We start from the raw sequence: 18,528 nt of genomic DNA, 5'->3' as shown, positions 1-18,528 counted from the left end.
GGCGCGCGGCCCCGGGCGCTCGGGGGGGGGTCGCCCCTTGGGGGCGCCCCGGCCCAGCCAACACGCCGCCGCGCCATGGCCCCGGGGGGGGGCGGATCAGCCGCCCCGGCCGGTTCCATGCCCGCTGGCTAGGCGCGCAGCCAGTCGGCCGTGCGCTCACCGATCATGATGGAGGTGAGGTTGGTGTTCGCCCGCACCGTGTTGGGCATGACCGAGGCGTCGCAGACATAGAGGGACTCCAGGCCGTGCACGGCGCACCGCTCGTCGACGACGGTCGTGGGATCCTCCGCCGGCCCCATCCGTACCGTGCCGACCGGGTGGTAGGCGCTGTCGAGGCTGGTCTTGACGTACTGCCGGATCATGTCGTCGTTCTCGATCACCGCCTCGCGCAGGATGATGAAGCCCTGTCCCAGGCCGCGGATGCCTGGGTGGTTGGCCAGGCGCCAGGAGGTGCGAACGCCCTCCACGAGCAGGTCGAGCTCGCGGCCGTCGTCGGCGAGGAAGTTCAGGTCGATCTGCGGCGGTGCCAGCGGGTCCGGGGAGGTCAGCACGAGCGTGCCGCGGGAGCGGGGACGCTGCGACACGACCATCACGCCCATGATCATCGTGGTGCCCGAGAGCATCTGCAGCTCGGGGAAGTGCGCGAGGTCGAAGTGGTTGACCATGTAGTACTGCAGGTCGTTGGTTTCGTCGGAGCCGGGCGCGGTGGTGCGCAGGATCTGCTGCAGGAACGGGCCCGACGGGTCGCAGGAACCGGGGTGCGGCACGAGGAAGGCACCGGTGCGCTGGTGGTCGACGAGGTTGGCGCCGACGCCCGGCAGGTCGGCGCGGCTGTCGATGCCGAGGCGCCGCAGGTCCGCGGCGGGGCCGATGCCCGACCGCATGAGGATCATCGGCGAGGCCACGGCCCCGGCCGCCAGGATCACGCGGTGGGCGCTGATCGTCTCGAACGTGCCGCCTGCCACCGAGGCCGTCACGCCGACCGCGCGCGAGCCGTCGAAGACGATCTGGTCCACGACCGTATGGGGCCTGATGTCCAGGTTGGGCCGCTCCCGTGCCGGTGTCAGGTAGGCCATCGCTGTGGTGACGCGGGGCGTTCCGTCACGCCGGTTCGACGGAATGGGTCCGATGCCGGTCGCCTCGGGGTGGTTGTGGTCTTTGGCTTCGGGGAAGCCCGCCTCGAGGCAGGCCTCGGTGAAGGCGACCTGCCCGGGCACCAGTTCGTCCGGGCGCCAGCGGCGGATCGGGTACGGGCCGCCCTGGCCGTGGTATTCGCCGCCGAAGTCGAGGTCGTCCTCCATGCGCCGGAAGTACGGGAGCACCTCCTGCCAGGACCATGACGGGTTCCCGGCCTGCGCCCACTCGTCGTAGTCCCCGGGGACACCGCGCAGGGCGACCGTGGCACCGACGGCCGACGAACCGCCGGTCACTTTGCCGCGCGGGTAGCGGATGCGGCGCCCGTCGTGGATGTCTGCCTTGAACTGCCAGTCGTGGTCGTGGAAGGACATCGCGTTGCCGCTGCGGATGTCGGGCGGTGTCTCCTGCGGGGTCAGGTAGTCGGGCCCCGCCTCGAGGAGAAGCACGCGGCGCGAGGCGTCCTCACTCAGTCGCGCGGCGAGCACAGCTCCGGCCGAGCCGGCGCCGACGACAATGTCATCGTATTGAGCCGTCATACATCACCCTCGCTGACATGGGCTGCGGGAAGCGCGACGCGACAGGGGCACACGTCGCCGGGGACGCAGCGGAGTTGTGAGTCCCTGATGCCAAGCGTTGCGGCAGCGGACGCGGCGGACTACTCCGGCGTTGCCCGGCGCCTGGTGCGTGCCGGGCACGGAGTGAGAAGCCCCGGCGTTGCCTGCCGCGTCACGCTGGTGTCCTGAATGCCGCGAGCTTGGGTGCCGCGGCCCGAGGGAGGCTGCCGTATGTCTGACAACTCATCGACGACGAGTCTCGAGGAGGCGCCGGTCGGCGTGAACGCCATGATTCCGAACACAGCGCGGATCATGGATTATCTGCTCGGCGGGAGCGCCAACTTCGCATCCGATCGTGCCGTCGGCGACACCGCGTTCGTCAACTGGCCGGGCGACCCCGGCGGTGTCGAGAGCGTGCGCGTCGACCTGCACGCAGCACGCGACGCCCTCGGACGCATCGTCCGATACCTTGCGGGCGAGTGCCAGATACGGCAGTTCCTCGACCTGGCCAGCGGACTGCCGACCATGGGCAATACACACGAGGCCGCCCGCGCGGTGGCGCCCGGCTGCCGCGTCGTCTACGTCGACAACGAGCCCTCCGTGGCGGCCCACGGGCAGTCCCTGCTCGCCGCCGATCCGGACACCGTCTTCCTCGACGCGGACTTTCGCGATCCGAAGGACATCCTGCGCAGGGCCGCGGCGACGCTCGACTTCTCCCAGCCCGTCGGGCTCATCCTGTTCGGCGTGCTTCACTTCGTCGACGACGCCGACGGTCCCGAACGGATCCTTTCCGATCTGCTCGCCGCCGTCCCCGCGGGCAGTTACGTGGCGCTGTCCCACTTCGCGAAGGACGACGAGGACACGGCCCTGAACGCGATGCTCACGGAGATGGACAAGCAGACCGGCGATTCCGTGGTGCGCCGCACCCGTTCCGAGGTCGAGCGGTTCTTCGACGGCCTGGACGTCGTATCGCCCGGTGTGGTGGAGACCCAGCTGTGGCGGCCGCCGCAGGACGCCTCCGGTCCCCAGCCGCTGCCCATGTGGTGCGGCCTCGCCCGCAAGCGGTGAGGGGCTGGCATGTCGGCAGCAGACAGCTATGACGACATCGTCGTGGGGGCGGGCAGCGCCGGTGCGGTGCTGGCCGCCCGCCTGAGCGAGGACCCTGGCCGGCGCGTGCTGCTGGTCGAGGCCGGCCGGCACTACCCGACACAGACCACGACCCCCGACGACCTCCTGGACGCCAACGCGATGTCGCTGGTGAAGCACAGTTGGGGGTTCACCACGCAGCTCACGCGCCAGCGTCGGGTCATGTTCCCGCTGGGCAAGGTCACTGGCGGCTCCTCGGCCGTGGGGAACACGGTCGTGATCAGGGGGACACCGCAGGACTACGACGAGTGGGCCCATGCCGGCAACCCGTTGTGGGACTGGCAGCACGTGCTCCCGGTCTTTCGCTCCCTCGAGGACGATCTGGACTTCGGCGACCGTGACGTCCACGGGCGCGGCGGCCCGGTACCGGTGCGACGGTGGCGGCCGGAGGAACTGACGGAGGTTCAGCAGGCGTTCCTCGAGGTCTGCCTCACGGAGGGACATCCCTGGGCCGAAGACCACAACGACCCCGAGTCGACCGGCGTGGGACCGATCCCGTCGAATCGGCGCGATCCCAGGATCCGCGTGTCGACGGCGATGTCGTACCTGTGGCCGGCGAGCGCACGGGAAAACCTGTCGATCCTGCCGCACGCCCTCGTCGACCGGGTCGTGTTCGAGGGCGACCGCGCGGCGGGCGTGGTGCTGTCGGTGGACGGCGGCCCGTTCGAGACGATCCGCGCGCGGCGGGTGATTTTGTCGGCAGGGGCGATCGCCTCCCCGGCGATCCTGCTGCGCTCCGGGATCGGCCCTGCGGAGGATTTGCGGGCGCTGGGCGTGCCCGTGCGGGCGGACCTGGCCGGCGTGGGCGCGGGCCTGACGGACCAGCCCCGCATCGGGGTGTTCATGACGCCGAAGCCCGGCTACGAGAACGAGGGCAAGTCGACCGGGCAGATCGTCACCCGCACCTCCGGCAGCCGGTTCAACGACCAGTACTACGCGATGGTTAACCGCTTCGATCTCACGCTGCACTTTCCCGAACTGCGCAAGCTCGCCGGGGCCAGGGCGGTGTTCGGCGTGATGGTCGTACTGCGCCGACAGCACTCGCGGGGCCGGGTCACCCTCGCCGCGTCCGACCCCTACGCCGCTCCCCGCGTCGACTTGGGCTACCTCTCCGACGAGCGGGACTACCGCCTGCTCGCGGACGGTGTCAGGGGCTGCTGGGAACTGGCGAGTTCACCGAAGATCTTCAACAAGGGCGAGCAGCTGGTTGCGCTGGACGAGCGCGTCATGGACGACGACGAGGCCCTGCGGGACTACATCGAGCGCGCGGTCGACAGCGCCTACAACCCGGTCGGGACGGCACGCATGGGGCCGGCCGAGGACCCGCGGGCAGTCGTGGACCAGCGATGCGCGGTGCATGGAGTGGAGAGCCTCCATGTCGTCGACGCGTCCGTCATGCCGAGCATGGTCTGCGCCAACACACACCTGACCGTTGTCATGATCGGCGAACGGGTAGCCGCCCTGCTGCGCGGCGCCGCGTGAATCGCCAGGCGACCGAACCTATGTGATCGGAGGCAGGCAGATGTGCGGAATCACCGGCTGGGTCTCGTTCGGACGCGACCTCGCGCACGAGCAGCCAGTCCTGGACGCGATGACCGAGACCATGGCGTGTCGCGGACCGGACGCTCGCGGCACGTGGATTGACCGGCACGCCGCTCTCGGCCACCGGAGGCTGGCCGTGATCGATCCGGCGGGCGGGGCTCAGCCGATGACCGTGCACACCGAGCGCGGCGATGTAGCGCTCGTCTACAGCGGGGAGGTCTACAACTTCGTCGAACTGCGCGAGGAGCTGCAGGGGCACGGGGAGCGTTTCGCCACCGCCAGCGACACCGAGGTGGTCTTGCGCGGATACCTGCGCTGGGGAGCGGCGCTGGCCGACCGGCTCAATGGCATGTATGCCTTCGCCATCTGGGATGCCCGCGAGCAGAAATTGGTGATGATCCGCGACCGGATGGGGATCAAGCCGCTGTTCTACTACCCGACGCCCGACGGTGTGCTCTTCGGCTCGGAGCAGAAGGCCATCTTGGCCAATTCCCTGGCCCAGCGGGTCGTGGACGCCGACGGACTGCGCGAGACGCTCTCGTACGCCTTCACGCCGGGCCACGCGATCTGGGCCGGCATGCAGCAGGTCAGGCCCGGAACCATCGTCACTGTCGACGCCGATGGTGTGCGGGAACGCACCTACTGGCGGCTGGAGAGCCGGCTCCACACCGACGACGCGGAAACCTCCGTCGCGCGGGTTCGTGAGCTCCTGGACGACATCGTGCGCCGGCAGCTCGTCGCCGACGTGCCGCGCTGCCTGCTGCTGTCCGGCGGACTGGACTCCGGCACGCTCACCGCCCTGGCCGCGGCTCATCTCACCGGCGAGCGGGTGCCGACGTTTGCGGTCGACTTCATGGGACAGGCCGACAACTTCACGCCGGACGACCTGCGCGACACCCCGGACACCCCCTTCATCCACGACGTCGCCGAGCATGTCGGCTCCGAGCACACCGACATCGTGCTCGACCCGAAGACGCTCGCCGACCCCGCCGTCCGCCGTGCCGCACTCATCGCCCGCGACGTGCCGATGGGCGTCGGCGACATGGACTTCTCGCTGTATCTGCTGTTCAAGGCGATACGGGAGAAGTCAACTGTCGCCCTGTCCGGCGAGTCGGCGGACGAGCTGTTCGGCGGGTACAAACACATGCACATCCCCGCCATCCAAAGCGCACGCGCGTTTCCGTGGATCGCAGTCAGTGTCGGCCCGTTCGACAAAGACGCCACCGGCCTGCACCCGCACCTGTTAGCACAGCTCAAGCTGGAGGAGTACCGCCTCGACCGGTACGACAGTGCTGTGGGGGAGGTTGAGCGCCTCGACTCCGAAAGTGACTTCGAGTACCGCATGCGAGTCATGATCTATCTGCACCTCACTCGCTTCATGCAGTCCATGCTCGACCGCAAGGACCGCTTGAGCATGGCGGTCGGGTTGGAGGTGCGGGTACCGTTCTGCGACCACCGGCTCGTCGACTACGTCTACAGCGCCCCCTGGTCCTTGAAGACGTACGACGGTAGGGAGAAGAGCCTGCTGCGCGGAGCAGCCAAGGAGATGCTGCCGGCGTCGGTTGCCTGGCGGCCCAAGAGCCCCTATCCGTCGACCCAGGACCCCTATTACAGCCAGGAACTCCAGCACCAGGGAAAGGAATTGCTGGCGCGCACGGGTCACGAGGTCTTCGCGCTGGTGGACCGGGACTGGCTTCGGGCGGCGACAGAACGCGAACTATCCGCCATGGACCGGCTGACACGGCTGGGCCTGGAGCGGGCGCTCGACCTGGCGGTGTGGCTGGACACCTATCACCCCGAATTGAAGCTGGGCTGACCGTCCGGCGGGTCATGCCGGAGACCTTGCACCCGCGCTCCTTCTGCGGAGCTCGTCGAGCCGGAGGTGCGCCTGGCGGGGTTGTCATCGATCGCCGCTTCCTCACGCCGCGCGCACGTCGTCGCAGCCTGTGAAGAAACACCGATGCCGCACGCAACGCGGCGACCCGAGCCACTGCCGGGGCTTGCCTGCTTCGCAAAGAAGGGACTCGACCGTAAGGCTGCACACTGTCCGTAAGAGTTCGTCTTCGGTGCAGCCTCCCCGCGGCGGCAGGAGAAGTGGCGCTGGTTCACCACCCCCTATTGATCGACATGTTTCCCAAGTCCCCGCTTTCAGCAGCAGAAAGCTGTGGATACGTGGGCACCGTGGTGCTCCTGGCACGCGCGCGCGACGCGACGGCGCAGTACCGCGAACTCTCACCGATGCCTGGACGGACGTGCACGACGTCACCCGCTGGCGCTGGCCCCCTGAGGTGCCCTCCCACGGAGTGCGCTTCCCTTTCGACCTGCACCACGGAGCAGAGACTGCAAAATCTGTGAACGGGATCGGGCATGTGCGCTCGTTGACCCTGGAGGCATGGACCACATCACGTATGAGGACACCGCGGGTCAATGCGACCTTCTCGTCCAGGGGGCGTAACTGACGCTCCTGAGGATGCCGACGGCCCATAATGTATACGCAGGCGAGAGCGACAGCATCGTGCCGGCGGCCTCTGCGCAGGACGTCTACCCGGACGCGGCAGCGCTGCCCGGAAATCATTCCTCAATCGCCCGTCCTGCTTCGCCGAAGCACCGCACCTACACCACGCTGCAACGTCTGCTCCTCAAGGAACGCCTGGCCTAGGGCACGCCACGCACGCCTGTGCCGCTATCGAGGTGGCGGGCGGACAGGCCGAATGCGCCGCAGTGTTGCCGACCGCGAGACGTCTTGTGCCCCGCCCCAGGGGGGCGGGGCACAAGCGATGGCGAGGCTTACGGCTGGCCGGGTGCGACCGAAGGGCTGTTGCTGTAGGCCGCGAGCTGCCACTTGCCGTCCTTCTTGGCGAGCACCCAGGTCGCGTACACGGTCCGCTCGGGCGGGGCCTCGGTCTCCCCAGGAAGGAGGACGCCGGTCTCACTGATGACCACGGCCGCCTCGTCGTTGAGGAAGCGGACGTCGAGGATCTTGTCAGATGCGCGGGTGCCCTTCAGCGGTCCGCTGAAGGAGAACGCCATGGCACCGTGGATCTCCTGGCGCGACTTCAGGTACGAGCCGGGCAGGATCGCGCTGGCGTTGTCGAAGTACTCGGCGACGAACGCGTCAGGGTCGGCGTCGTTCCAAGCCTGGTAGACGCCCTTGACGACGTCGAGAATGGCGGCCTCGTCCTGCTTCTGAGCTTCGGTAGTCAAGATTTTTACCTCGTTTCGATGGTGTCTTCCGGATGACCGCGGTCGCTGGCCTCGCGGGAACAGGTCGCGGCTTCGCTGACGTAGAAAGCGGGGCGGTGCGTAGCGGTGAGCGACGGAAACAAGCCGTGCACCGCCGGTGTGGGAAGGTCGGGCTTCGTCTCCTTCCTGCAGGAGTCAGTCGTTGGCCACCGGGACCGCCGTTTCGGCAGGCTGCATGGCCAGGGCGGGGTCTTGGGCGGGGGCGCGGTGCGGCGGATAGGCGAGCGAGACGAAGATGCCGGCCGCCGAGAAGCCTGCACACAGCCCCAGCGCGTGGCTGAAGTTGGTGATGAGCGTCTGGTGGGAGGTGTAGTTGCCGGCATGGGCGAAGACGGTCGCGGTGAATGCGACTCCGAAGACGCCGCCCAGTTCGCGCAGCGTGGCACTGGTGCCCGAGGCGATACCTGTCTCGTCCGGTCCCACCGACGTCATCACTCCGTTGGCCACGGTGGGGAAGACGATGCCGATGCCGACTCCGGCGACGAGCAGTCCTCCAAGGACGTCGCTGAAGCCGATGCCGGGCTTGGCGGCCAGGGCGACCCAGCCGAAGCCGATCGCCTGCAGGGCCATGCCCAGGGCCATGAACGGACGGTTGCCGTATTTGTCGGCGAGGGGGCCGACGACCGGAGCGATGAACATGGACACGGCGGTCCAAGCCAGCAGGTGCAGGCCGGCCCTGAGGGGGCTGTCGCCGAGCCCGGACTGCAGGAACTGCGACATCAGGAACAGCGCGCCGAACAGTGCTGCGTACATGAAGAAGGTGACCCAGCTGGCCGTGTTGAAGGCGCGGTTGCGGAACAGGTCGAGGCGCACCATCGGCTGGTTCCTGCGCCCTTCGACCAGCAGGAAGACGGCCACGACGACGGCTCCGGCGATCAGGGAGACGACGACCTGGGAGTTGGCCCAGCCGACGCTGCTGACGCGTACCAGGCCCCAGGCCAGCAGGAAGAAGCCGGCGCAGGCCAGGGCCAGTCCGTACAGGTCAAGGGGCTGGCGGGGTCCGTAGCTTTCCGTCAGCCGCAGCAGGGAGAGCAGGCCGGCGACCACGCCGATGGGGACGTTGAACCAGAAGATCCAGTGCCAGCTGAGTCCGTCGACGACCGCTCCGCCGATGACGGGGCCGATGGCGACCGCGAAGCCGGAGACGGCGCCCCACATGCCGATGGCTGCGCCGCGCTTTTCGACCGGGAAGGCGTCGCTGATCAGGGTCAGCGAGATCGGCATGATGACGGCGGCGCCGAGGCCTTCGCCGGCGCGGGCGGCGATCAGCACGCCGACGCTGGGAGCGAGGGCCGCCAGGGCAGAGGCTGCCGCGAAGATGACGAGACCAGCCGCGAAGGCCCGGCGGCGTCCGAACCGGTCGGCGAGGGCGGCCGCAGGCAGCAGGAGGCAGGCGAAGGTGAGGACGTAGGCGTTGATGGTCCACTCGAGGTCGCCGACGTTGGCGCTGAGGCTTGTGCGCAGGACGGGCAGGGCGGTGGTGACGACGAGGGCGTCCAGGGCGGCCATGAAGACGCCCACCGAGCTGAGGGCCAGTGTCCAGCCCTTGTGGGGTGCGAGTGCCTCGGATTCGGTGGATTGCATGGTGCGCTCACTCCTTCCGGAGGCTTTGCAGCCCGCGGTGACAGCCGTACATCACTCTATTTCGTTGAAGCAGTTGCTTCAATTTTTGCACCATGAGCCTAGGGGTGCGGCGGAGTGAGGCACAACCTGTTCACTCGAACGGCGGTATGCGGATGGGAAGCTTCACCTGCTGGTCAGCCGGGGCATCCGCAGCCGTCACTACTTGATCAGGGACCTGATCAGCCGCTCATCGCCGTGGAGCGACACCCGCCCGGCGTCGATGGCGTCGTCGAGCGTTTCGTCACCGGTGATCAGCACTTTGAGGGTGGCCGCGTCGAGCTGGACGGTCGCGTCCGGCTGGTAGGCGACGGCACGGGTGATGTCCAGCCCGGCGTCGCCGAAACGCAGGATGTAGTGGTCGTCGTCGACACGCATGTCGCAGGTCCCGGACACCGGCGCGCCTGCGGCGAAGACGAACATGGCCTGGGAGCGCAGCGACAGCAGGAGTGAGTCCACCGTCGAAGGCGCGTGGCGGTCCCAGAACGGCGAGCTGACCGCCCAGTTGCCCAGCGCGAACAGGACAGGCTCCAGGGACCGGCCCCAGTCGGTCAGCTCGTAGACCGGCCCGCTCACCGGGGCACCGGCGCGGTACTTGCGCACCACGCCGATCTCCTCGAGGTCACGCAGGCGCATGGTGAGGATGTTGGAGCTGGCGCCGCACAGGCCGTCCCTGAGGTCCCGGAAGCGCTTGGGGCCGAGCAGCAGCTCGCGCACCACCAGAAGGGCCCAGCGCTCCCCCACGAGGTCCAGCGCGTGGGAGACGGGACATCCTTCGTTGTAGCTGCGCTTCTTTTCCATGGTTTTACCATAACTCCGTTACGTTTAAGCGCCTAGAAGCGCTCAGACGGGCGGCACGGGTTCCCGCAGGCTGCAGTTTCTGCCGCCGTGACACCAGGATGCCCGCGTTTCAGTGGCCTGATCCGGCCGCTGCGCCGACGACCTCGGCGAGGTAGGCGGCGGCCTTGTCCGGGTCGGTGAACCATTCGAGGAAGTCGTTGGGGTCGTCGAAAGCCTCCGTGTAGCGGTGCGCGATCGCGGTGAACTGGCTCGCGGCTCCCAGGAGCTCGAGCATGTGCGGGGGCGGCGGCTGGAGCATGATGTTCGTCCACTCCGTGGTCGCGCGTCCGTGCAGCGTCCAGAACGTCTCGAAGGTGTGTCGCATGAAGGCACCGTCGAACGGCTGGTCGCCCCGCTCGAGAATGGCGTCGAGGTAGACGGCGGCGAACTTGGCGGCCATGTTCGATCCCTGCCCAGTGATGGGGTCGTTGGCAACGATGACGTCCCCCATGCCCAGGACGCGGCCGCCGGAGGGCAGGGCCGCGACCGGATGCCGCACGACGGGGGTGAATCCGCCGCGCAGGGCGGCGCCGGCGTCGGTGAGTTCGAGCTTGGTGTACTGCTCGCGTGCCCACGGTACGTGCTCTTCGAGCAGTTCGGTGAAGCGCTCCAGATGCTGCTGGGGCGAGTGGATGTCACCGAAGACGTCCAGCGGACCGCCGGGTATGGCCTCGAAGAACAGGATGTGGCAGGGGCCGGAGACGGTGAGCGCGGGCATCACGATCATCTCGCCCTTGCCCGGCAGCATGTGGAACTCGACGGTGTGGTCGCCGGGGGCGGCCGGGTCAGGCTGGTAGCCATTGACGTAGACGACCGAGAGCATCCGCTGGGGAGCGGTGAAGGGCGAGCGGGAGGTGTCGCGCTCGAACACCTTGGCTAGGCCGTCTTTCCCTGCGGCAACGATGACGAGGTCGTACTCGCCGGCAAAGGTGTCGAGGTCTGCGGGGGTGGCGCTGCGGATGATGAGGTTGCCGCCGTTGTCCGCGAACAGCCGCAGCCAGCGCGACATCTTGACCCGTTGGTCGACGTCGGCCCCCGGCTTCTTCAGCGGGCTGGTCCAGTCGACGACCGGCGCGGGGCCGTCGGCGCCCACCATGAAACGGGTGAAGGGGGTGTGCGGTGCCTTTCCGTCCCAGAAGTAGATGCCGAGATCGCGCTCGAACTTGAGCGTGCTGTCGAACTGGAACTGTGACGACATGATGTTGCCGTGTTCTATCTCGTCGGCTGTCCGCGCCGACATCACGGTGACGTCGTAGCCGTGCTGCTGCAGCCCGAGTGCGAGTTGCAGCCCGGACTGCCCGGCGCCGACGATCAGTATTTTGCGCATTCCGAGCCACCCTCTTTCCCGTCATGACGTGCGGATCCGGTTGCTGGCGGACCGCCCGTATTTCAGTTTCCTCACCAAGAGGCTGGCAGCCTTCTCCCGTTGTGCCCAAAATCCGCACGATTCGATAAGAATTGGATGCGGTGACGCGCCCAGCCTTACGGCGTGGGAAAGAACGTGCGGACGAACTTCTCCCAGGCGCGCTCACCGAAGATAACGCGTTGCGGGCGCAGCAGCCGTACCGGTATGCCGAGGCGGTAGCGGATCCGCGGATTGCGCACGGTGATCGCCTTTTCGATGAGGGCGGCGACGTCGTTGGCGCGCAGTGAGAGACGGCCGCGGCCCTTGGGATGCTCGACCTCGCGGTAGGCGCCGTGCCAGATGACGAAGCGTTCCCAGAAGTCGCCGTAGGGGTCGTTGTCGGTGGAACCGGGGGCGAGTCCGAGATCGCCGACGGTGGTGGGGACGAACGCGCCGAGGATGGGTGAGGGCTCGATGATGACGACCTTGATGCCGAAGCGACGCACCTCCAGCCGCAGTGAGTCGCCGATCGCCTCCAGCGCATGCTTGGTGGCCTCGTAGTATCCGCGGCCCGGGGTCGCAAAGAGCCCGAAGATCGAGGACATGAGGACGATGCGGCCCGCCCCCTGCTCCCGCATGCCCGGCAGGACGAGCTGCGTCATGCGGGAGAGCCCGAAGACGTTCGTCTCGAACTGGCGCCGGACCTCATCCATGGGGGTTTGCTCGATGGTGCCGTTGAGGCTGTAGGCGGCGTTGTTGACCAGAACGCCGACCGCGCCGTGCTCGGCGGTGATCCGGTCGACGGCCGCTGTCATCGATTCCTCGTCGGTCACGTCGACCTGCAGGGTGGTGATGCCTTCCTGTGCCAGGTCTTTGAGGCCCTCCAGGCTCCGGCCGCTGGCATAGACAGGCCATCCCGCGCGGTGCAGCCGCAGCGCGAGGGCCCGTCCGGTACCCGAGGAGAGCCCGCTCAGCGAGGAGACCCCGGTGATCAAAACCGCGCGGGATGCAGGCATGGCCGCCTCGTCTCAGTCGGCCGCGGTGGCCGCGGCCGATGAGGAGTCGTCGGGCAGTTCCTGCTGGGATATCCGGCTACGGGTGACCGTGGTGCCCAGCCCGAGACCGTCCACCAGGCGCGTGATGAAGTTGAACAGCGCCGCGCAGAAGAAGGCCTCGAGCAGGTCGTCGGTGCTCCAGCCGGCGTCGAGCGCCACCTGCCAGTCCTTGTCGGTGATCCGGTAGGCGCTGTGGCTGAGCTTGGTCACCAGCCGCAGCAGCACCCGGGTGCGCTCGTCCACGGGCAGGTCGTCGGGCGAGTCCGAGGCCTCGATCGCGTGCGCCAGTTCCTCGCTGCCTCCGAAGACCTGCAGGAAGAAGTTGTGCGTGCCGACGCAGTAGGGGCACTGGTTGACCTTCGATGTCCAGGCGGAGATCAGTTCCCTGGTCTGGCGGGGCAGATTCCCGTGATTGAAGACGCCGTTGTAGCCGGCGAGCATCGTCTCGAGGAGTTCCGGCTTGGATGAGACCAGTCGGAACATGTCGGGCACGAAGTCGAGGGAGGTGACTTTTTTGGCGCGCTCGTAGAGCTCCGCCAGGCGGCCCGTCGCGTCCGCCTCATCGATCAACGGGACGCGGACTCCGGAATTCACATCCATCTGCATACCTTTCTTGTCATGAGGTGATCGACGTACGGGGCATGTTCCTGCGGCGGAGGACCGGCATCGCTTCTGCCTGGAAGTCGAGTTCCGGATCGAGGCCTTGCACGATTCCCTCGACCACCAAAAGCGACAGCAGGGGGAATGCAAACTCGGGCACCGGATACAGTCCGAAGCGCCGTTGGAGATCGAAGAGCCGTCCGGCGAATTTCGCCAGGTTGAATTCACGGGACCGGGTGCCGGTCGACTCACTGACGAGTTCGGTGAGGCTGGCCCGGAAGCCGTCGAGATCGCAGCCCTCGGCGATACTGGCCGCGCTCTCGATGATGATCTCGGCGCAGAGCGGGCCGTTGCCCAGGGCCATGTTGATGAAGAAGTCCGCGAAGGAGGCGCGTACCGGCTCTGACAGCTTGATCACGAAGCCGGCGTCGAGGACGACCAGGGAACCGTCGCTGTTGACGTAGAGGTTGCCCGGGTGGAGATCGCAGTGCACCAGGCCGTCCACGAAGAGCATCTCGTACACCGTCGACATCACCCGGCGCGCCGCGGCCTTGCGTGCGTCCGCGGACAGTGTCTTTGGTGCCCTGCGGGCCAGCCCTTCTACGTACTCCATCACCAGTACGTCCTCGGAGCAGAGCTCAGGCAGCGGCGCGGGGATGCGAACCCAGGCGAACTCCCTCAAGTTGGCGCGCAGATGGCCGAGCGCCTCCCGTTCCGCCGTGAAGTCCAGCTGGTGCAGGATCGCTCCGCCCACCTGCGCGTGCATCATCTTGAGGGGCATCGAGCGCAGCCTCGGCAGCCGTTGCAGGGCGCCCATGGCCATCCCGGTCAGCTGGAAGTCGCGGCGCATCACGCGGCCGATACCGGGCCTGCGTACCTTGACCGCCACCGGCCGTCCGTCGAGGGTGACGGCGCGGTGGATCGTTGCGATGCTTCCGGTGGCCACCGGCGTCGGCTCGAACTCGGCGAACGGCCAGGGCTGGTCCTGGTACGCGCGGTGCAGAACCCCTTCGAGGAGTTTCCTCCGCGGCGCAGGTGTCGCGTCGGCGAGCCGGCCCAGCTGGGTACATACCTGCTCGGGCAGGAGATCGCGTCGGGTGCTGAGCAATTGACCGATTTTGATGTACGACGGCCCGAGGGAGGTCAGCAGCGAGGACAGACAGGCGCCCGCGCCTCGCCACGGCCGCCGGCGCAGGCGCGCGGCGAGCGCGGCGGGCCCGTAGACCACGGCATAGCCGAACACGGTGCCGCCGACCCGGGCGACGCGCAGCACCGTGCCGGGCAGTTCCGTGAGAAATCCGGCTGCTTGTGCCATGCCTGTCCCTCCCGCCTGCGATGGGCAACGGAGGGCGCACGAAGGGGCGCGCCCGTTTTGATCGCCAACAGGAGAAATCGTCGGCGCGCGAGGAGGGGAGCGACTACTCCGAGCGTGCCCCGTCGTCCGGTCGGGCCTGGCTGGACGGCCGTCCGGGTGCAGCTGCAGCACTCGAAGGGGCAGCAAGCTGAAAGAACTGCGCTGCCCGGTACTGGGCCACACTGGGCCTCTTGAACGGGCGGGTCTCACACGGCCGGAGAGGCCAGGGTTGTGATGGGAAGGAAGTATCAGGCACACCGGACCCTCGCGGCGACGAGGATCACCCCCGACCAGTGGCACGCCGCGCGCAATGCGCTCACGGAGGTCGTGGACCGATTCGGCGCGTTGGTCGAGTCCGCCGATCCGCAGGCGATGGCGACGGCCGACTGGACCGTGATGGACACCGCGGCCCATGTCGCCTCCGTCGCCTGGCTCAACACCTCTGCGGTGGTCTCCGATGACGCGCCGCTGCCGATGCCGGGCATCCGCGAGCACATCGCAGCGGCCACCGTCGACACCATCCACACCGGCTTGAACCCCGCGCTCTTGCAGGCCTATCCAGAACGCGACCCGGACAAGGTCGTGAGCAAACTCCGCGCGTCGATCGACGAAATCCTGCGGGCAACCGCTACTGCGGACCCCGCCAGGACGCTGAGCTGGCTCGGCGGCGCGCGCATCCCGCTGGCCGGCCTGGTGGCCCACCTGACCAACGAACTCCTCCTGCACGGGCGCGATATTGCGCGCGCCGTCGATCGCCCCTGGCACATCCCGCACGAGTACGCCGCGCAGTTCTTCGAGCTCTTCCTCGTCGAGATCGCCCGCAGCGGGGCCGGTCACATCCTGGACGACGACAGGCGTGTGCATCAGGGGCGCATCGCCGTGGAATTCCGCTCCGCCTACACATCACCCGTGGCGATGGTTCTGGATACCGGAAACGTCTGGGTCGAAGAGCCGAGCCGCGACAACGACGTGCGCGTCTACTTCAAGCCCGCCGACTTGAGCCTTGTGCTCTTCCACCGTGTTCCGCGTACCCAAGCGGCGTTGAGCGGAGCTGTGCGCGTGTGGGGGCGACGCCCCTGGCTGCTCGCCCCGTTCCTGCGCAAGGTCCGTCTTCCGTAGGACGACCGCATACGGGGTCATGCCGGGAAGGGTGACTGTCCGCGGATGCGCTCCATCTGTAGAAGCGGACGAGCGGGCCCACCGGCCGCCGTCGCCTTTCGCAGCGATGGCGGGCCGGCGGTATGCAGGACCCGCCACCAGGCGTTGGCGAGCCGACCTGGCGCTCAGCCGAATGACGCGATGAGCTCCAGCGTCCGCGTGTTCTCCTCGTCGGTTCCGAAGAGCGTCGCCATGAACTCGGTGGCCCCCGCGTCGGCGTACTGCCGCAGCTTGTGCACCACGGTCTTCTCGTCGCCGATGATCGCGACATCGACTGCCGTGGCGACGCCCTCACGCTCGAGCATCGCCCGGTAGCTCGGCTCGCTGCCGGTGCCTACGGCTGTGTAGATGGAACTCAGCAGTTCCCGTCGTGCCTGCACCTCGTCGGAGACGCAGACGGCCAGGCCGACTACGATGCGTGGCGCCGGACGGCCGGCCTGGTTTGCGGCACGGGTGATCGTTGGCACCACGTGGTCGGCGATGGTGCGCGGACCGGTGAAGAGGGTGACGGTGCCGTCCGTCAGTTCTCCTGCCAGCCCCAGCATCGCCGGACCGAGTGCGGCCAGCATCAGCGACGGGGGCGTGGCGCCGGGCACGTTGACCGCGCCGACGGCGGTCAACGTCTCGCCGCGGTACTCCACAGATTCGCCTCGCAGCAGGGGCGCCAGCGCGGCGAGGTATTCGCGTACATGCCGTACCGGCCGGTCATAGGAGTATCCGTAAGCTCCCTCAATGACGGCACGGTGACTGGGGCCGACAGTCAACGTCAGCCGGCCGCCGGTCGCACTCTGCGCCGTGAGGGCCTGGCCAGCCAGCGTCAGCGGATGGCGCGGGTAGGTCGGTACAACGGCGGTGCCCAACTTGATGCCCGGCACTTCACACCCGGTCACGGCCAGAGTGGTCAACGCGTCGCCGCCGAAGACCTGCGGCAACCACGCCGCGCTCACGCCCGCCTGGGCTGCGGCCCTGACTTGTCCGATGACAGCGTCGAGCGTCAGCCCGTGCGTGGTGACGAACACACCATTTTGCATATCGGCGCTCAAGATTAATCCCCCATTTCAGTTCACTTCTTCCGGCAGCTCGGCGATCGTGCATGGCCGCCGATTTCTGCCTTGCAACGGAGGATAGCCGTTTCACAAAGACGCAACTTCACCGATATTGCCGAAATCTTGCGGCATTCAGCGGGAATAGATTGGCCGAAAACGAACCATGCGAGGGGCCGGAATTTACAGGAATGGAGAAAGTGCTGAGAGGTGCCGGGATGGCACAGGTGACACAGCAACGGTTTGTTTGCAACTGTGCAGGAGACGCCGATGCTCCAGTCCGTTCTCCTGTCCCCCAGGGTGCCGGAACCTGTTGTCTGCCTGGTGCACCGAGTCCGAGGCTGTGCCTCTCCCGGCCGGGCTCGTCTCGTATCGATCACGCCGCCAAGCGCATCTGCTGCGCCTGGGCCGAAGGCCCTGGCGGTACGCGAGCCGCTTGGTCCCGTGGCCGGCGGCCACCGCACATCGCCTTACAAGCTGTCTCAATTGGCTGAGTCACGAGGAGTCCGACACCGCGCTTGATCAGGGACCTGCTCGCGGACAGACTGCTCTCCATGAGATCAGCAGGCATGGCCACCAGCGCACAGACCGGGAACCGGCGATGAGTGCCAGCCTGCCCTTCTTTCGCTATCACCCAGACCCCCTCGCAAGTAGGTCCATCCGGGCGGCCTCCGAGACGTGTGTCTGCTGCAACCGCGACACGGGCTGGATCTACACGGCCACCTTCTACACCGCTCAGGACGTCAGCGGGCGATTCTGCCCATGGTGCATCGCAAACGGGAGCGCTGCTGAACGCTTCGCGGGCGAATTCACCGACTCCTACGGACTCGACGGTGTCAGCGAGGACGTCTTGCATGAGGTCACCCGCCGCACCCCTGGCTTCCACGCCTGGCAGGACCCGCACTGGCTCGTCCACTGCCAGGACGCGGCCGCCTTCGTAGGCGAAGTCGACCATACCGAACTGGCGGCGCATCCCGAAGCCCTCGAACAGTTGCGGGTCGACCTGCGCACGGGCGGTTGGCACGACGAGAGCCAGCTTGAGCACTTCCTCGCCAACCTGGGCGAGGGGGCGACCACAATGCTATTCCGCTGCACTGTCTGCGGTGCCCATCTCGCCTACGCCGACGCCTCCTAGCTAGCAGGCATCTGCTTGGGCGAGTCGTCGGTGGCAGATGAGGGTGCAGGCGATGCTGGTGAAGGCCAGGAAGTGGCTGGTCTTGCGTTCGTAGCGGCGGTGGAGGCGTCGGCATCCGGCGAGCCAGGCCATGGTGCGTTCGATGGTCCAGCGGTGCCGGCCCATCCGTTGGCTGGAGTCTGTGCCCTTGCGTGCGATCCGAGGCGTGATTCCGCGGCTGCGTAACCATCGCCGCAGGTGGTTGTAGTCGTAGCCTTTGTCGCCATGGAGCTTGCTGGGCCGGCGTCGCCGTCGGCCGCGCCGGGATCTGATCGGCGGAATCCCCTGAACCAGCGGGATGAGGGCCTGGCTGTCGTGCGTGTTCGCGCCGGAGATGCCGACGGACAGGAGCAGACCGGTCCGCTCGGTGATCAAGTGGATCTTTGAGCCGTACTTGCCTCGGTCCACAGGATTCGGGCCTGTCAGGTCCCCCTTTGAGCTGTTGCTCCTGATGGCCCGAACGAGGCGGGCGGTAGCTGCTGCCACGTGCAGCCCGACGTGGCCACGAACACGATCGCAGCCAGCACCTCCCGATCACCATGGCCGACGGCGGCCTCCGCCTTGCGGTCGGGTCGGTGCCTCCGGCACCACCCGCTGGAACAACTCCCACAGCTCATTCGGGACTAGTACTCCAGCCGGACTTCTGTATTTCGGCTGGTCAACGGCCTGGCGGTGGGGAGTGTAGCGGGGGTGCGGCATGCGTGGGGCGGGCTTGGA

15 protein-coding genes and 1 pseudogene are annotated in these 18,528 nt (G+C 67.7%); 6 read left to right on the top strand and 10 right to left on the bottom strand.

Features of this window, described 5'->3' with window-relative positions:
• Window positions 1–128: 128 nt before the first annotated feature.
• Window positions 129–1,673, bottom strand: a complete 1,545-nt coding sequence (locus tag AB0G52_RS40265) for a GMC family oxidoreductase N-terminal domain-containing protein (RefSeq protein ID WP_361344160.1) — start codon at window positions 1,671–1,673, stop codon at window positions 129–131.
• 249 nt (window positions 1,674–1,922) lie between these two features.
• Between AB0G52_RS40265 and AB0G52_RS40260 the strand changes: the two genes are divergently transcribed.
• The 4 genes from AB0G52_RS40260 (at window position 1,923) to AB0G52_RS40245 (ending at window position 7,038) form a co-directional block, all read left to right on the top strand.
• Window positions 1,923–2,759, top strand: a complete 837-nt coding sequence (locus AB0G52_RS40260) for an SAM-dependent methyltransferase (RefSeq protein ID WP_361344157.1) — start codon at window positions 1,923–1,925, stop codon at window positions 2,757–2,759.
• A 9-nt stretch (window positions 2,760–2,768) separates the two neighbouring features.
• A complete protein-coding gene (locus AB0G52_RS40255; protein ID WP_361344154.1) occupies window positions 2,769–4,319 on the top strand; it encodes a GMC family oxidoreductase N-terminal domain-containing protein in 1,551 nt (516 codons plus the stop codon).
• A 40-nt stretch (window positions 4,320–4,359) separates the two neighbouring features.
• The gene (asnB, locus tag AB0G52_RS40250; protein ID WP_361344151.1) at window positions 4,360–6,195 is read left to right on the top strand and encodes an asparagine synthase (glutamine-hydrolyzing); all 1,836 of its coding nucleotides are present in this window, start codon (window positions 4,360–4,362) and stop codon (window positions 6,193–6,195) included.
• A gap of 654 nt (window positions 6,196–6,849) precedes the next feature.
• The gene (locus AB0G52_RS40245) at window positions 6,850–7,038 is read left to right on the top strand and encodes a hypothetical protein (protein WP_361344148.1); all 189 of its coding nucleotides are present in this window, start codon (window positions 6,850–6,852) and stop codon (window positions 7,036–7,038) included.
• 128 nt (window positions 7,039–7,166) lie between these two features.
• On the opposite strand, the gene AB0G52_RS40240 is transcribed toward AB0G52_RS40245, so the two are convergent.
• From AB0G52_RS40240 to AB0G52_RS40210, 7 genes are all read right to left on the bottom strand, one after another.
• Window positions 7,167–7,583, bottom strand: coding sequence for an SgcJ/EcaC family oxidoreductase (locus tag AB0G52_RS40240; RefSeq protein ID WP_361344145.1), 417 nt, complete (start codon window positions 7,581–7,583; stop codon window positions 7,167–7,169).
• A 174-nt stretch (window positions 7,584–7,757) separates the two neighbouring features.
• Entirely contained in the window at window positions 7,758–9,206 is a 1,449-nt protein-coding gene (locus tag AB0G52_RS40235; protein WP_361344142.1) for an MFS transporter, read from the bottom strand.
• A gap of 198 nt (window positions 9,207–9,404) precedes the next feature.
• Window positions 9,405–10,043: a winged helix-turn-helix transcriptional regulator gene (locus tag AB0G52_RS40230; protein ID WP_361344139.1), complete on the bottom strand. Its 639-nt coding sequence runs from the start codon at window positions 10,041–10,043 to the stop codon at window positions 9,405–9,407.
• Window positions 10,044–10,152: 109 nt separating this feature from the next.
• A complete protein-coding gene (locus tag AB0G52_RS40225; RefSeq protein WP_361344136.1) occupies window positions 10,153–11,409 on the bottom strand; it encodes a styrene monooxygenase/indole monooxygenase family protein in 1,257 nt (418 codons plus the stop codon).
• 155 nt (window positions 11,410–11,564) lie between these two features.
• Window positions 11,565–12,443: an SDR family NAD(P)-dependent oxidoreductase gene (locus tag AB0G52_RS40220; RefSeq protein WP_361344133.1), complete on the bottom strand. Its 879-nt coding sequence runs from the start codon at window positions 12,441–12,443 to the stop codon at window positions 11,565–11,567.
• A gap of 12 nt (window positions 12,444–12,455) precedes the next feature.
• Entirely contained in the window at window positions 12,456–13,082 is a 627-nt protein-coding gene (locus tag AB0G52_RS40215; RefSeq protein ID WP_361344130.1) for a peroxidase-related enzyme, read from the bottom strand.
• A 16-nt stretch (window positions 13,083–13,098) separates the two neighbouring features.
• A complete protein-coding gene (locus tag AB0G52_RS40210) occupies window positions 13,099–14,397 on the bottom strand; it encodes an AarF/UbiB family protein (protein WP_361344127.1) in 1,299 nt (432 codons plus the stop codon).
• A gap of 273 nt (window positions 14,398–14,670) precedes the next feature.
• Here AB0G52_RS40210 and AB0G52_RS40205 point away from each other — a divergent pair, with 273 nt between their 5' ends.
• Window positions 14,671–15,555 (top strand): maleylpyruvate isomerase N-terminal domain-containing protein, encoded by an 885-nt coding sequence (locus AB0G52_RS40205; protein WP_361344125.1) that lies wholly within the window; start codon window positions 14,671–14,673, stop codon window positions 15,553–15,555.
• Between the two features lie 164 nt (window positions 15,556–15,719).
• On the opposite strand, the gene AB0G52_RS40200 is transcribed toward AB0G52_RS40205, so the two are convergent.
• Complete coding sequence (locus AB0G52_RS40200) at window positions 15,720–16,637, bottom strand: TIGR03564 family F420-dependent LLM class oxidoreductase (protein ID WP_361344122.1); 918 nt, start codon at window positions 16,635–16,637, stop codon at window positions 15,720–15,722.
• Window positions 16,638–17,238: 601 nt separating this feature from the next.
• On the opposite strand from AB0G52_RS40200, the gene AB0G52_RS40195 reads away from it, so the two are divergent.
• Window positions 17,239–17,772: a CbrC family protein gene (locus tag AB0G52_RS40195; protein ID WP_361344119.1), complete on the top strand. Its 534-nt coding sequence runs from the start codon at window positions 17,239–17,241 to the stop codon at window positions 17,770–17,772.
• On the opposite strand, the pseudogene AB0G52_RS40190 reads toward AB0G52_RS40195, so the two are convergent.
• Window positions 17,773–18,423, bottom strand: a pseudogene (locus tag AB0G52_RS40190) (IS5 family transposase).
• Window positions 18,424–18,528: the final 105 nt, after the last annotated feature.

This window comes from Streptomyces sp. NPDC021562, from assembly GCF_040640875.1.
In the GTDB taxonomy this organism is placed as follows: domain Bacteria; phylum Actinomycetota; class Actinomycetes; order Streptomycetales; family Streptomycetaceae; genus Streptomyces.
Note: the sequence above shows the minus strand (reverse complement) of the source record. Positions and strands in the feature narration are given on the sequence as shown.

Bases quoted from the DNA above. Each gene is read 5' to 3' on its own strand.
- AB0G52_RS40265 (WP_361344160.1), bottom strand. From the start codon at position 1,673: ATGACGGCTCAATACGATGACATTGTCGTCGGCGCCGGCTCGGCCGGA.
- AB0G52_RS40210 (WP_361344127.1), bottom strand. From the start codon at position 14,397: ATGGCACAAGCAGCCGGATTTCTCACGGAACTGCCCGGCACGGTGCTG.
- AB0G52_RS40215 (WP_361344130.1), bottom strand. From the start codon at position 13,082: ATGGATGTGAATTCCGGAGTCCGCGTCCCGTTGATCGATGAGGCGGAC.
- AB0G52_RS40195 (WP_361344119.1), top strand. From the start codon at position 17,239: ATGAGTGCCAGCCTGCCCTTCTTTCGCTATCACCCAGACCCCCTCGCA.
- AB0G52_RS40255 (WP_361344154.1), top strand. From the start codon at position 2,769: ATGTCGGCAGCAGACAGCTATGACGACATCGTCGTGGGGGCGGGCAGC.
- AB0G52_RS40260 (WP_361344157.1), top strand. From the start codon at position 1,923: ATGTCTGACAACTCATCGACGACGAGTCTCGAGGAGGCGCCGGTCGGC.
- AB0G52_RS40205 (WP_361344125.1), top strand. From the start codon at position 14,671: ATGGGAAGGAAGTATCAGGCACACCGGACCCTCGCGGCGACGAGGATC.
- AB0G52_RS40230 (WP_361344139.1), bottom strand. From the start codon at position 10,043: ATGGAAAAGAAGCGCAGCTACAACGAAGGATGTCCCGTCTCCCACGCG.
- AB0G52_RS40225 (WP_361344136.1), bottom strand. From the start codon at position 11,409: ATGCGCAAAATACTGATCGTCGGCGCCGGGCAGTCCGGGCTGCAACTC.
- AB0G52_RS40220 (WP_361344133.1), bottom strand. From the start codon at position 12,443: ATGCCTGCATCCCGCGCGGTTTTGATCACCGGGGTCTCCTCGCTGAGC.
- asnB (WP_361344151.1), top strand. From the start codon at position 4,360: ATGTGCGGAATCACCGGCTGGGTCTCGTTCGGACGCGACCTCGCGCAC.
- AB0G52_RS40235 (WP_361344142.1), bottom strand. From the start codon at position 9,206: ATGCAATCCACCGAATCCGAGGCACTCGCACCCCACAAGGGCTGGACA.
- AB0G52_RS40245 (WP_361344148.1), top strand. From the start codon at position 6,850: ATGCCGACGGCCCATAATGTATACGCAGGCGAGAGCGACAGCATCGTG.